Source organism: Psychrobacter sp. 1Y4 (assembly GCF_051847555.1).
This window is the reverse complement of sequence record NZ_JBPYDE010000009.1, coordinates 103,779-117,695: the sequence shown is the minus strand read 5'-3', so window position 1 is coordinate 117,695 and position 13,917 is coordinate 103,779. Positions and strand designations below refer to the sequence as shown.

Here is a 13,917-nt window from a genome sequence, read left to right as displayed (position 1 = left end):
TCATCATAACAATCGATTCGTAGAATTAAATATTAAGAACATTGCTTTTATAATTTGTTTGATAATGTATTAGACGACAATGAGCAATCGCCTACTTGAGGAAACATTATGGCACAAAACAACTTACCTTCATCAGAGGCAAGTTTTGCTCGCTGGTGGCGTCAAGTCTTGTTTGTTCCGATGCTAAACAGCAAATGGCTAACAGCAGAGGTTAAGGCCCGTTTAACAGCGAAAGTGACAGAAGCAGAGCAAGGTCATCGTGGCGAAGTTTTTTTGGTTATAGAAAACCATCTACCCATTCAAGAAGCTTACAGCATCAACTGCCGTGAGCGTGCTATCGATTTGTTTAGCGAATACCGTGTATGGGATACTGAAGAAAACACGGGGGTCTTGGTTTATGTCAACATCTGTGAGCATAAGCTGGAAATTGTCGCAGATCGTGGTATTAGCGCTCATGTCAGTCCTACAGTATGGCGTGCGATGTGTGACAAAGCAGTGACGGGCATTGCCAACAAAAAGTCAGAAGAAAGCTTAAGTGATCTACTAGACGAGATAGGACAACTATTGCGTCAGTATTACCACTTAGAGCATGACCCAGCAGGTAATGAGCTGTCTGATACGGTAGTCTTTTTAAAGTAGCTTCCACAAAGTTATAGATAAGCAATTAAAGATAAGGAAATACTATGATTGATCTCATAAAAAAACTACCAAAGGCTGAATTGCATCTACATATTGAAGGTTCATTAGAGCCTGAGCTTATGTTTAGGCTGGCTAAAAAAAACAACATAGATATTCCTTATAAAGACATAGAGGACGTACGTAACGCTTATAATTTCACCAATCTACAGACTTTTTTAGATATTTATTACGCTGGTGCCAATGTACTTATCACAAGAGACGATTTTTATGATTTGACTTGGGAGTATATTTTAAAATGTGTTGAAGACAATGTTATTCATACTGAGATATTCTTTGACCCTCAGACGCATACGGCAAGGGGCATCGCTTTTGAAACTGTAATCACTGGCATAAAAGAAGCGCTGGCTGATGCCAAAGAAAGATACGGCATTACTTCTGGTATTATCATGTGTTTTTTACGTCATTTATCACAGCAAGATGCTTTTGATACGTTAGAGGAGGCGATGGCATTTAAGGAGGATATCATTGGCGTTGGTCTTGATTCTTCAGAGCTTGGTAACCCGCCATCGAAATTTACAGAAGTATTTGAAAAGGCAAAAGAAGCGGGGTTTAGGTTAGTCGCCCATGCAGGCGAAGAAGGTGACTTTTCTTATATTTATGAGGCTTTAGATTTACTAGGTATCGATAGAATAGACCACGGCGTGCAGTCGATTCATAGTGATACGCTTATGCAGCGGCTAAAAGAAGAGCAAATACCGCTTACGGTTTGCCCAAACTCAAATATTGAATTAAAAGTGTTTGAGGACTACAAAGCGCACAATATCAAAGAGCTTTTAGATTATGGTCTAAATGTGAGCGTCAATTCAGATGACCCAGCCTATTTTAAAGGTTATATTAACCAAAATTTTATCAACTTGTGTGACAACTTACCATTAACAGAAAACGATATTGTCACTTTGGTAAAAAACTCTTTTAGATCATCTTTCATAGATGATGACCTAAAACAAGCATACTTGGCTAAAGTGGATCGTGCATTGCAGTAATTTTTTAATTGTAGTAATTGTTCAGGGGCAGCTCAAAACTTAATTACCTATATAAAGCATTTGGCTATTATTGATACCGCACGTATTTTGTCAGTAAATGAACGCTTTGCTTTAGATAAATGCTTTGCCTTTTGTACAGCGATTACGTGAGAGCAGTCACTTTTTGCATTAATAAAGGCATTATCATGCCGGCGTTTGCAGCCAATGTGATATCCACGATGGTATTAGGCGTTGGATTTGGGTTTATCTCAATGACTGTTGCACCATTTTGCTGAGCTAATTGTGCCAGACCTGCAGCAGGGTATACCAAGCTTGACGTACCAATACTGATGAATACATCGCAATTGGCGGCAGCATCTTCAGCCGTTTGCCATGCTCCTATAGGTAGCGCCTCACCAAACCAGACGATATCAGGTCTGATATAACCATCACACTGTTGGCATGTTATTAATCTATCATCGAAACTGATGGCTTTTTTACTACTATCTAAAGCTGCTGATTCATTTTGATAAGGTGTACCACAGTCGTGACAGCGATTACGCCACAGATGACCATGTAGATGAATGGCCTCACTACCAGCTTGCTCATGTAAATCATCGACGTTTTGTGTGACCAACGTAAAGTGCTGTTTGTGGTTTTTGGCGTCTTGTTGCCATTGGGCAAGCGCATAGTGAGCAGGATTGGGTTTTTTGTCATGCACCAGTTGTCTGCGCCATTGATACCACGACCATACCAAATGTGGGTCTCGAGCAAAGGCAGTGGGGCTTGCCAAATCCTCTGCTCGATAATGTTCCCAGAGACCAGTTTGCTTATCACGGAAAGTTGGAATGCCACTTTCTGCTGATACGCCTGCACCAGTTAGAATACAGATCTGTGGTCGAACCGCTAGCAATTTAGCAGCCCGATGTACTTCTGCTATTAGTTTTGGCGATAATTCTGCTACCATGACTTAACCCTTGCTAATAATGGATATACTTTTCTATGATAGACGGAATTTGGTGGCTTGTCATATTGCTAGCAGTCATTACAGTACTATGGCTGATAGCACATTTACGTAGTAATAAAGTTGATCCCAAAAATGGAGCACACGTATCAGCGGGTAAGAAGCCATTAACAAATGATAGCTTACAAAAGACAGCTGTTTTAATTAAAAAACACTTTCCTAATTATAGTACCAGCAGAAGAGCTAAGCATTTGCTAATTACCAAAGAGAATAAAAAGATTGCAATAATTACCATAGATAATAGTATCGCAGCTGGTGAGCGCCGCTTAGGAGAGGTGCCTATTATCAATTATCATCGAGTACCGAGTCGAGCCCAGCTTAGTACTGACTTGCAAAAAGTATGTTGAGTTCAACAAACCAGCTACTTATCGCGTTGCCATCAGCCAAACAACAACCATTCCCCAGAATACAGACCCTACTGATAATGCTGCCATATAAAATACACTCATTACGTCTCCTAGACTTAACTCATACTATATTAAAAGTTATAAACCGCTGGCTCGTTTGAACCTATCTTAAACATGCAATTAACGAGCCAAAAACATTCTGTACTTGAATCTATATTTGGTTACTAGAATATTGCTATATATTCACTTAATTACATATAGTTACATAAATACCTAATAAGCAATAATACTTATGTTGCTTTTAAAATGTAAGTATTATTTTTGATAAAAGTAGTTTTTTTGTAAAGATTAAGCGAAGAAAGCAAAAAGGCGTATTTTTGCCATAAAGTAGCTTGCTCAAAAGAAAGGTTTAGGAGTGATAAAAGAGAAGGGTAGGTTTAGAGTAAACAGTTATTTGATAAGAAAGTTTTGGAAATGCCAGACACAGCATTATAGCTAAACCAAAATAGATAAGTTGGCTCAGTGGGATATACTTTAAAGTAATAGATTGATTACAATGATTGGTGCGCTCGGCGGGAGTCAATCAAATAGACCTAATCCTTTAATATCAAGGTTTATAACAATGTTGTAAATTAATTTAACAACAGATTTAACAACATTTCGTTATCGCTAAGATTGTTTTTCGCTGTTTATGCAAAGCAAGTTTGGTTACAAAGATTATGCTCAACGTGCCAGCCAATCACTAATAATTTTTTCTATCTGATACTTTTTTGCATAGAGTTGAATTGCTATTGACTGCACGTGTTCAAATAATGCTGTACTAAGTTAAGCGTTTTTTACGAATTTTTTTGTGGCTGGCGGGGGTGATTCTATCTTTGGATATTGTAAATCTCTTTTTGCAGCTCAATACGCCTCTGATAAGTGTAATTCGTTAAGCACGAGGTGTGTTCAATAGCGTGCATACTACCGCCTACCAACTCACGGGAGGTAAAATTGCAGGATTTATCCCTAAAATCAATCCATGCTAACTGAGCTTGCTTGAGATTGTTTTTTTCGGTTCTATCGAGCATACCTCTTAGCGTTTTATATGTACTGTTAAGTTTACTGTCCTCATAATCTAAGTTCTTACTGGTACAGTTATTCAAATCAATGGTTGTATATTCACCATCGCAAAATTCGATAGGTGCAGCGCTAACATTACCGATAGCGCCTACCAGCAAACTAACTCCAATACCTATATTAACCAAACCTGCATATAACCGCATGTGCAAACCTCTAACTCGATAAAATTTGATTAATTGTATCATTGTCGGTAATCAAAATAGTCAATTAATTTTATCTTTAAATGGTAACTTTAAAATTACCCTATTCCTAAGTTTTCATTTCCTGCTATCTACTGATACTAAAATCAACTTGCAATTTTCTTCCATGGGGTTGAATTGCGGAGCGCGTCGTACAGTAAGCTTTTATACGATGAAATTCATTAGCCTTCCAACAAATCTCACATTCAGACTTGCCGAGTAATGTCGAATACCCTTATGATGGTTGTACTTTGTCTAAGATGAGTCATCACCTCATCGTTGATAGACGATCTACACCTTATATCCCTGCTCAATAACCAAAAGATACTCCCATGACCAAAAACTTCTCTCAAACAGCGGCTTTCATCTGGTCTGTCGCTGATCTATTACGCGGCGACTTTAAGCAATCTCAATATGGCCGCATCATTCTGCCATTTACGCTACTGCGCCGCTTAGAGTGTGTGTTAGAAGAGACCAAAGCCGCTGTCGTTGCGGAAAACCAGCGTATCGCTGATATGGGTCTGTTTGAGGAGGCGCAAGAGAAGTTCTTGATACGTGCCAGCAAACGACCTTTTTACAATACCTCGCCGATGGATCTCAGCAAGATGGGTCAAAGCGATATCAAAGATAACTTAAACACTTATGTGCAATCCTTCTCTAAAGACGCGCGTGAGATATTTGAGCATTTCAAATTTGAAGAGTTTGTCGGTCAGTTGGCTGATGCCAACCTGCTATATAAAGTAGTGCAGAGATTTTCCAATACGGATCTTAGCCCCGAGGCGATATCCAATCATGAAATGGGCTTTGTCTTTGAAGAGTTGATTCGCCGCTTTGCTGAAAGCTCGAACGAGACTGCAGGGGAGCATTTTACCCCGCGCGATATCGTACGTCTGACAACCTCACTCGTATTTATGGAAGATGATGATGCCCTAACCAAAGACGGCATTATTCGCACCATTTATGACCCGACAGCGGGGACGGGCGGCTTCCTATCCTCTGGTATGGAATACGTGTTAGAGCTCAACCCTGACGCCGTGATGCGTACCTATGGACAAGAGCTCAACCCTGAGTCTTATGCCATCTGTAAAGCCGATATGCTGATCAAAGGGCAAGAGGTGAACAACATTAAGCTGGGCAATACCTTATCCAGTGATCAGCTGGCAGGTGAGCAGTTCGACTATATGCTATCGAATCCGCCGTTTGGAGTGGACTGGAAAAAGATATCAGGTGAGATCAAAGACGAGCACGAGCAAAAAGGCTTTGATGGTCGCTTTGGCGCGGGCTTGCCACGGGTGTCTGACGGCTCGCTGTTATTCTTGATGCACTTATTAAGCAAGATGCGTCCTATCGTTAATAATGAGCAGAATTATGAGCAAGCGACAGCCAATAGCAATCAGGGTAGCCGTATCGGCATCATCCTAAATGGTTCACCGTTGTTCACGGGCGGCGCAGGTAGTGGTGAGAGTGAGATCCGCCGTTATATCCTTGAGGCCGATTTACTAGAGGCCATTATCGCCCTGCCTACTGATATGTTCTATAACACGGGTATTGCGACCTATGTCTGGGTACTCAGCAATAAAAAAGCGGATGAGCGCCGTGGCAAGGTGCAATTAATCGATGGTAGTAACCTATATAGCAAGATGCGTAAATCGCTTGGCTCAAAACGTAATGAGATGAGCGATGACGATATCAAGACCATTATTCGCAGCTTTGGTGACTTCGAAGTGGTTGACGCGCGCGTGCTCGATAAGCCTGAAGAGGCAAAGTCTAACCGTGGCCGTCAGTCGGCTAATCCTAAAGCCGAACCTGCTAAAACCTTTGCCAGTAAGATATTTGCCACCCATGAGTTTGGCTATCGCCGTATCACGATTGAGCGTCCGCTTCGTCTATCGGCTCAGCTATCTGACGATTCTATCGAAACCCTACGTTATGCACCTAAGCCTTTTGATATGGTCATGCCAGCGCTGTATGAGAAGTTTGGTAGTAACTGGACGACTGATAGCGACAGTAATGACAGCAGTAAAAGCTATGGCGACTTATCAGCGGTCACCTTAGAAGCGCGCGCTATGATCAAGGCCGACTTTAGCGAGCTAAAAGAAAAGCAAATCAAAGACGTGCTTGATGCCAAACTTTGGCAGGATCAGCTTGAGATTATGAATAAAGCCAAAGCCTTGCAGGCGGCTATCGGAGAAAACCAATTCGATGATTTTAATGAGTTTGAAAAAGTGCTCAAACAAGCGTTAAAAGACGCTGATGTCAGCTTAGATACTAAAGAGAAAAAGCAGCTGATGGATGCCATCACATGGAAAAATCCTGAAGCAGAACCCGTCATCAAAAAAGCGATCAAGGTTGCCAATCCGCTCTATGGTGCGTTTAGTTATACTGACCCTGCCAGCAAGACCAAAATAGTAGAGTTTCAAACCGATAGTGATTTACGTGATTATGAAAACGTACCGCTGAATCCTAAAGCAACGACGACTGAGCTGATTGAAAGTTACTTCGCCCGCGAAGTGCAGCCGCATGTGCCTGATGCGTGGATTAATAGCGACAAGAAAGATGCTATAGATGAAGAGATTGGCATCGTGGGCTTTGAGATACCGTTTAACCGTCATTTCTATGTGTATGAGCCACCGCGTCCGCTTGCTGATATCGATGCAGACTTGGATGCTGTTAGCACTGAGATTATGAAGTTATTGGGTGAGGTGCATTCGTAATGGCTGAATTGATAATGAAGTATCAGCAATATGCAGAATATAAGGATTCAGGGGTTGAGTGGTTGGGGAAAGTTCCTAAAGATTGGTCTACTATAAGTTTAAAAAGAAAAGCTTCATTCATTACTGGAATGACACCATCTACAGCTATTAGCGCATATTACTCTGATGATGTGACGATATATGAATGGGTGCGACCAGAAGATATAAAAGAAAACACCGAAAAAGTTTGCGGAACAAAATATTTAACTGAACTTGGTTGGCAAACACAAAGAAAAGTTGCTAAAAACTCTGTCTTATTGTGCTGTATCGGGACGATTGGTAAGGCTGGATATGCATCTAAAACTGTTACGACTAATCAGCAAATTACCGCTGTCAGCTTTAAAGATAATTCAAAATATAATTATTATTTATTACTTGCAGCTAGAAACGAACTAGAGCAGATGGCTACTGGTAATGTAGTTAAAATTCTAAACTCGGAAAGATTAGGGCAATTATCTATTCCAAAAGTTGATTTATATCAAGCAAACCAAATCGCCAAATTTCTCGACCACGAAACCGCCCAAATCGATACCTTAATCGAAAAGCAGCAAACCCTTATCCAGCTGCTAAAAGAAAAGCGCCAAGCGGTGATTAGTCATGCGGTCACTAAAGGCTTAAACCCTAATGCACCGATGAAAGATTCGGGCGTTGAATGGTTGGGGGAAGTGCCAGAGCATTGGGAGGTTTCAAAGCTTAAATTTGAAAGTGAGATTATTGACTGCCGTAATAAGACTCCTGAGTATTTTGAAAATGGTGAGTACTTTGTAGTTAGAACAACTAATGTGAGGCATCAAAAGTTAAATTTTAATGGCGCTTTGTACACAGATAAAAAGAATTTTGATATATGGACACAAAGAGGAGTACCGCCAGCTGGCTCTATTTTTTTCACTCGTGAAGCACCTACGGGTGAAGTTTGTCTAGTACCAGAAAATTTGAAGTTTTGTATGGGTCAGAGAATGATGAACTTCATTGCTCATGATAAAAGCTATACAAACTACCTTTTCGATTATTTAATTTCAGATTGTCTTGATAGGTATATTAATAGCGTCTCACATGGAAGTACTGTAAGCCATTTGAGAGTTGAACAAGTTCAAAACATTCCTGTGCTAGTTCCTCCCTTAGATGAGATTGCACAAATTCATAATCATATAGAGAAGTTGAAATTAAGCTTTGACGATATTGAGCTAAATGCTAAAAAAGCCATTCAACTCATGCAAGAACGTCGCACCGCTTTAATCTCTGCTGCTGTCACGGGTAAGATTAATGTTCGGGGCTGGGTTGCGCCTGAGTAGGCTCTGTTCCATCACACTAATTCACTATTTAGGTTTGAAAGATATAAGCTACAGCATAAGCATACATAAACTCTTAAAATGGTATTGTTTAGCTTTGATAATGGGGCTAAATCGCAACTGCAAGGTGATAAGTTTGAGTATTGTTAAGTTAGCAAGTTTTTAAAGTTATTCTGATTTATAAGCACAATGCTCATTGAACCACTCAAACTGTTCTTTTTCAATTATCACATAAATATCTTTAGCACCAATAAATTCCAAGAATCTAGTTCTATGACGCCCGTTTTCAAAATCAATATTAAATTCAGATGAGTCGAAAACTTTCAATTCATTATCATTGATAAGAGTTGTTATCTCGAATCCTTTAGAACTGTCAGATTTATTAAAGCCAATCACAGGCATCATCATAGGAGTTGGGTCTTTACTAGAGTTATGATCGTGATACAACCAAATATGTCTGTCAGTGTATTGAGTTGAGTTTTTGAACTCTTCGCCTGCTTTATACTTTTTATGAAAATCTTTTTTGATCTCAGTTATTTCGTACTTTTTTAGGCGTGTTCTACGAAATATAGAACGTATAAATTCCCAAAGGCTGAATTGATTGAATTCTTTTTTTTCTTTCGGGTTCATGCCAGTATGCATTTCATTCTTATCGATAAATGAAGGTATGCACCCTGTTTGAAACCTCCAGAAAGTAATGATTTTATTCAAGTCAGCATGAAATATCATACGTTTATCTGAAAGTTTATGTGGATTAGGGAACATTCTAGGCTTTATGCCTTTATATTCAGGTAGTGATTGAACTATGTACTGGCTCATAAAACTCTCTTTACATAAGTATAATTTCAAAGTATAGATTAATAATGACCAATAAGATTTCGGTTTGCAAGATACAGCAGGAACTATTATAGCTTTAGGGTGCATAAAATACCCCCTAAGCAAATAAATCAAATCACTAATAAGAATAACACTATGACTCAGACCAGCACTGCTACTAACGCACACAACGTCACCTACGAATCTGTCTTCCAAGCCGATATTGTCAATCAGATGCAGGCGCACGGCTGGCAATTAGGCAGTCCTAGCGACTATACGGCTGAGACTGCGCTATATGAGCAAGACGTACTAGACTTTGTGCAGACCACCCAGCCGCAGGAATGGGAGAAGTTCTGCCGTACCTTTCCTATCGACTCAGAGCGTCACTTTATCGAAGCCCTAGTTAAGCAGCTTAATAAGGCAGACGCGCACGCCACCGATAGAGCCTCGCGCACTTATGGCACCTTAGGTGTATTGCGTCATGGGCTTAAGATTCGTAACGCACGTTTTAGCTTATGTCAGTTCAAACCTGAGCATAGCCTCAACCCTGAGACCATGGCACGCTATAAGGCCAATATCTGCCGTGTGGTGCCTGAAGTGGTGTATAGCCCTCATACCAGCCTTAAAGACGGCGCTGACACTAACGGCAAAGTCGCTAAGCGTAACCGTATCGATATCGTGCTATTCGTTAATGGCTTGCCCGTCACCACGATGGAGCTAAAGTCCGAGTTTAAGCAAGCGGTACAAAATGCCATTACTCAGTACAAGAAGACACGCCTGCCAAAAGACCCTGATACTAAAAAACCTGAGCCACTGCTGACGTTTAAACGCGGCGCATTGGTGCATTTTGCCGTCAGTCAGTATGAGGTCTATATGACCACGAAGCTGGCAGGTGACAGTACTTACTTCTTACCCTTTAACAAAGGCACCAGCGAGGGCGGTGCGGGTAATGACGTGCCAGCCGATCCCAATCGCTATGCCACAGATTACCTATGGAATGAAGTGCTGACGCCAGATAATCTATTGGCCATTCTCGGCCACTTTATGCACTTGCAGATCGAAGAGGAAGAGGACGCAATCGGGCGCAAGTCCAAACGTGAGACCATGATGTTCCCGCGCTATCATCAGTGGGATGTGGTGACCAAGCTGGTCGATGCGGCCATTACTGAGGGCGCAGGTCAAAAGTATTTGATTCAGCATAGTGCTGGCTCGGGTAAGTCTAACTCTATCGCATGGACAGCGCACCAGCTATCCACCTTATACAACAGTGACGGCGATAAGCAGTTTGACTCGGTCATTGTGATTACCGATCGCACTGTACTGGACGACCAACTACAAGATACTATTTATCAGTTTGAACATGCTGATGGCGTAGTTGGCAAAATTAACCGTAAAGAAGGTGACGGCTCAAAGTCTGAGCAGCTTGCCGAAGCACTGGTCAACTCCCAGCCGATTATTATCGTCACTATTCAGACCTTTCCGTTTGTGCTTAAAGCCATTGAAGACTCTAGCGTCTTAAAATCACGCCGCTACGCCATTATCGCCGATGAAGCGCACTCATCACAGACAGGCTCTACCGCACGTCAGCTCAAAGAAGTGCTGGTCTCAGGCGATATAGAGAGTAATACAGATGAGGATAAGCCGCTCTCTAGTGAGGATGTTTTGGACGCCACGCTTGCCGCGCGCCGTAGCAGTCCGAATCTAAGCTATTACGCCTTTACCGCCACGCCTAAGCCAAAAACCATCGAGCTGTTTGGCCGTCTGCCCAATCCTGACTTGCCCGCCGCTAGCGATAACCTGCCAGCCGCTTATCATGTCTATTCTATGCGCCAAGCCATTGAAGAAGGCTTTATCTTAGATGTACTGAAGAACTACACCAACTACAAAGTGATGTATCAGCTCACCCAAAAGCTGGCTAGCGATGACGATGAAGTCGATGCCCGCCGCGCGAAGATTAAGCTGAATAACTGGGTGCGACTGCACGAGCACAATATCGCGCAGAAAGTTAAGATCATCATTGAGCACTTTAACGACAACATAAAAGGCTTACTCGGCGGCCAAGCCAAAGCCATGGTCGTGACAGGTTCACGTAAAGAAGCGGTACGCTACAAGCTGGCCTTTGATAAATATATCAGTGATTACAGTTACCGCGGTATCAATGCCATGGTCGCCTTCTCAGGTGAAGTGACCTTTAACGATAATGATCCTGATAGCGGCGCATTACTTGGCGAAAAATTTACTGAGCATAATATGAATATCGGTCTCAAAGGCCGTGATATGCGTAAAGCCTTTGACACTGATGATTATCAAGTGATGCTGGTGGCCAATAAGTTCCAGACAGGCTTTGACCAGCCCAAACTATGCGCCATGTACGTCGATAAGAAGCTGACAGGCGTGGACTGCGTACAGACCCTCTCACGGCTGAATCGTACCTATAAGGGCAAAGCAGAGAGCGGTACCTTTGTGCTCGACTTCTTTAATGATCCTGAAGATATTCTTGATGCCTTCCAGCCATACTATGAGACCGCAACCTTAGTGGATGTGTCTGATCCTGATCAGGTGTATGATCTGTATGAGAAGCTACGCGCCAGTGGTATCTTCTTATGGCATGAGGTCGAGCAGTTCGTTGATGCTTTCTACAGCAAGAATAAGTCTAACGCTGCCATTAGTAACATCTGCAAACCAGCGGTTGAGCGTTGGCAGAAGCGCTATAAGCTAGCACGCGAGCAAGCCCAGCACGCCAAGATGATACTTGAGCAAACTAAAGATACTGGCAATGTGGTACTGATGACCAATGCCGAGAATGACTATAAAGGTTTTAAGGCTGATCAAGATGCGTTAGAGATCTTTAAAAAGGACTTAGGTACATTTACCCGTCAATATGAGTTTATGTCGCAAATCGTGGACTATGACGATAAAGAGTTGGAAAAGCTGAGCTTATACGCCCGTAACCTGCGGCCATTATTACGCGAAAGTGTGGACAATGAAGATGATATTGATCTAACCAACATCGCTATGAGTCATTACCGCGTCTCAAAGCTGCACCAGCAGGATCTAAAGCTACAGGAGGGTAGTGGTGAGTTAGAAGCTGGCGGTGGTAGCGGTACAGCAAAGCCAAAGGATCAGAAAGAAGAGCTGTTATCAAAGGTCATTAATCGATTAAATGAAGTGTTTGCAGGCGAGGACTTTACCGATAAAGACATGATCAACTTCCAAAATACGATTTGGGATAAAGTGACTGAAAATGAGATCGTGGTAAAGCAGTTTAGTAATAACAGTACCGATCAGATTATGCTGGGTGGTTATCCTGATGCGGCGATGGATGCGTTATTTGAGAGCCAAGAGGCGTATGAGGGCATGACTATGCACTTATTGTCTAATCCTGATCAGTTTAAGAAGTTTATTCGACTGATGCTTGATACGAAGTTGGGTAATGAGGTTTCAGGCTAGGTTATACAGATAATATAGGTTACATGGCATGACGGATAAGAATATCAATCTTTATGATACTGAAGAGGAACAGCTACGTTATAACGTGAGTATGCTGCCAACCCATTTGTTGATGAAAGGTTTACCTGAAGGCAAAATTTTATTGAGAAAGCTGACAAAAGGGCTTTCTAAGATACCTAAAAAGCAGAAGGTACAGATTGCGAATATATTTGATAATTTAGCTACGACGCAGGAAAAAGGAAGTGTTAAACCAGAAGATATAAGCTTAGAGGATGGAGAGCTATCTGAACATCCATATGAGTCATTGGTACGTATGCTTGGTGCTGAAACATCTACCTACTTACTTGAGCATGCTAAGGTCGTAGACTCGTGTCTAAACCTAAAGCTTAATGATCAACTTATTATAAATTTCAAAACCTATTTGTCTGATACATTCAATTACGAGGATGACGCTCTCAACGTCGATATGCCAGTAGAGGAGTTCTATTTATATTTGGTTTTGAGTTTTATTGCTCATCTGGATGCATGTATTCACCATGCGGCCTATTCAAAGGTTATTAAACCTATTAGTTTAGGCTGGTTATTTATGCAGAAGCTAAATCCAGATAAGTGGCATTATGACTCAACGAGTAAAAAATATAACTTAATCAATAAAAATGGTAGCCCGTTTACTTGCACTTCGCGCTCTTTTATTCATTTATTACTTACGGTCTTGTATTTTCAAAAGCATGGCACAATGCCTACAAGTCTATATGGTATTCGAGGCAAGATTGACTGGAGGGTAGAAGATGAGGAGGGTAAGCTAGATGAGTTTATCTATAAAAAAAGTGAGCGCGATAGTAAACGTAATTGGCTCAGTCTTGAAGACGTCTTTTGGTTAGTTGGTATGAAGGATTCTGCAAAGGATGAACCGAATGAAGTGTTGATTAACTGGCAACAATCATTTGTTAAGCACATAAAGACTGAAGATATTGATGACCTGAAAGGACTACCGCCTAGTGCTGAAGCCATCATCTGGTTTGTCTATGCCTTTTTCCAGAACACATTTGAGAAAACAGATAAGCAAAATAAAAAGCATAATAAACGAAGATGCATTATCCATTATGATTATTACGACTTGTGGGAGTCTATGACTGCATATTATGAGTCTAAGGTAAGTGAAGGCTTAAAAGTAGAACGTACTGAGTGGCCAGATTATTTAAAAAAACAAGCCACATGTATTGAACGCATGACTTGATTTTCGTGCCATCAATTAAGACTATTATTTACTCGGCGG

10 protein-coding genes are annotated in these 13,917 nt (G+C 41.4%); 7 read left to right on the top strand and 3 right to left on the bottom strand.

Annotation, left to right across the window (positions count from 1 at the left end; translation table 11 throughout):
- Positions 1-108 precede the first annotated feature (108 nt).
- Positions 109-639: a TPM domain-containing protein gene (locus ACS8FC_RS09630; protein WP_439263230.1), complete on the top strand. Its 531-nt coding sequence runs from the start codon at positions 109-111 to the stop codon at positions 637-639.
- Between the two features lie 44 nt (positions 640-683).
- Positions 684-1,682 carry an adenosine deaminase gene (locus ACS8FC_RS09625; RefSeq protein ID WP_439263231.1) on the top strand — a complete coding sequence of 333 codons (999 nt, stop codon included), beginning with the start codon at positions 684-686 and terminating at the stop codon, positions 1,680-1,682.
- A gap of 142 nt (positions 1,683-1,824) precedes the next feature.
- Here ACS8FC_RS09625 and ACS8FC_RS09620 read toward each other — a convergent pair whose 3' ends face one another.
- Entirely contained in the window at positions 1,825-2,628 is an 804-nt protein-coding gene (locus tag ACS8FC_RS09620) for an SIR2 family NAD-dependent protein deacylase (protein WP_439263232.1), read from the bottom strand.
- Positions 2,629-2,663: 35 nt separating this feature from the next.
- Here ACS8FC_RS09620 and ACS8FC_RS09615 point away from each other — a divergent pair, with 35 nt between their 5' ends.
- Positions 2,664-3,032, top strand: a complete 369-nt coding sequence (locus ACS8FC_RS09615) for a hypothetical protein (protein ID WP_439263233.1) — start codon at positions 2,664-2,666, stop codon at positions 3,030-3,032.
- An 869-nt stretch (positions 3,033-3,901) separates the two neighbouring features.
- On the opposite strand, the gene ACS8FC_RS09610 is transcribed toward ACS8FC_RS09615, so the two are convergent.
- Complete coding sequence (locus ACS8FC_RS09610; protein ID WP_439296578.1) at positions 3,902-4,297, bottom strand: lysozyme inhibitor LprI family protein; 396 nt, start codon at positions 4,295-4,297, stop codon at positions 3,902-3,904.
- A 368-nt stretch (positions 4,298-4,665) separates the two neighbouring features.
- Here ACS8FC_RS09610 and ACS8FC_RS09605 point away from each other — a divergent pair, with 368 nt between their 5' ends.
- Positions 4,666-7,047 (top strand): type I restriction-modification system subunit M, encoded by a 2,382-nt coding sequence (locus ACS8FC_RS09605; RefSeq protein WP_439296577.1) that lies wholly within the window; start codon positions 4,666-4,668, stop codon positions 7,045-7,047.
- Entirely contained in the window at positions 7,047-8,378 is a 1,332-nt protein-coding gene (locus ACS8FC_RS09600) for a restriction endonuclease subunit S (protein WP_439296576.1), read from the top strand. Before ACS8FC_RS09605 ends, ACS8FC_RS09600 begins: the two co-directional genes overlap by 1 nt.
- A gap of 165 nt (positions 8,379-8,543) precedes the next feature.
- Here ACS8FC_RS09600 and ACS8FC_RS09595 read toward each other — a convergent pair whose 3' ends face one another.
- Positions 8,544-9,194: a hypothetical protein gene (locus ACS8FC_RS09595; protein ID WP_439296575.1), complete on the bottom strand. Its 651-nt coding sequence runs from the start codon at positions 9,192-9,194 to the stop codon at positions 8,544-8,546.
- A 153-nt stretch (positions 9,195-9,347) separates the two neighbouring features.
- Between ACS8FC_RS09595 and ACS8FC_RS09590 the strand changes: the two genes are divergently transcribed.
- Entirely contained in the window at positions 9,348-12,641 is a 3,294-nt protein-coding gene (locus ACS8FC_RS09590; protein ID WP_439296574.1) for a type I restriction endonuclease subunit R, read from the top strand.
- A 28-nt stretch (positions 12,642-12,669) separates the two neighbouring features.
- Positions 12,670-13,878 carry a hypothetical protein gene (locus ACS8FC_RS09585; RefSeq protein WP_439296573.1) on the top strand — a complete coding sequence of 403 codons (1,209 nt, stop codon included), beginning with the start codon at positions 12,670-12,672 and terminating at the stop codon, positions 13,876-13,878.
- Positions 13,879-13,917: the final 39 nt, after the last annotated feature.

Bases quoted from the DNA above. Each gene is read 5' to 3' on its own strand.
- ACS8FC_RS09630 (WP_439263230.1), top strand. From the start codon at position 109: ATGGCACAAAACAACTTACCTTCATCAGAGGCAAGTTTTGCTCGCTGG.
- ACS8FC_RS09625 (WP_439263231.1), top strand. From the start codon at position 684: ATGATTGATCTCATAAAAAAACTACCAAAGGCTGAATTGCATCTACAT.
- ACS8FC_RS09620 (WP_439263232.1), bottom strand. From the start codon at position 2,628: ATGGTAGCAGAATTATCGCCAAAACTAATAGCAGAAGTACATCGGGCT.
- ACS8FC_RS09615 (WP_439263233.1), top strand. From the start codon at position 2,664: ATGATAGACGGAATTTGGTGGCTTGTCATATTGCTAGCAGTCATTACA.
- ACS8FC_RS09610 (WP_439296578.1), bottom strand. From the start codon at position 4,297: ATGCGGTTATATGCAGGTTTGGTTAATATAGGTATTGGAGTTAGTTTG.
- ACS8FC_RS09605 (WP_439296577.1), top strand. From the start codon at position 4,666: ATGACCAAAAACTTCTCTCAAACAGCGGCTTTCATCTGGTCTGTCGCT.
- ACS8FC_RS09600 (WP_439296576.1), top strand. From the start codon at position 7,047: ATGGCTGAATTGATAATGAAGTATCAGCAATATGCAGAATATAAGGAT.
- ACS8FC_RS09595 (WP_439296575.1), bottom strand. From the start codon at position 9,194: ATGAGCCAGTACATAGTTCAATCACTACCTGAATATAAAGGCATAAAG.
- ACS8FC_RS09590 (WP_439296574.1), top strand. From the start codon at position 9,348: ATGACTCAGACCAGCACTGCTACTAACGCACACAACGTCACCTACGAA.
- ACS8FC_RS09585 (WP_439296573.1), top strand. From the start codon at position 12,670: ATGACGGATAAGAATATCAATCTTTATGATACTGAAGAGGAACAGCTA.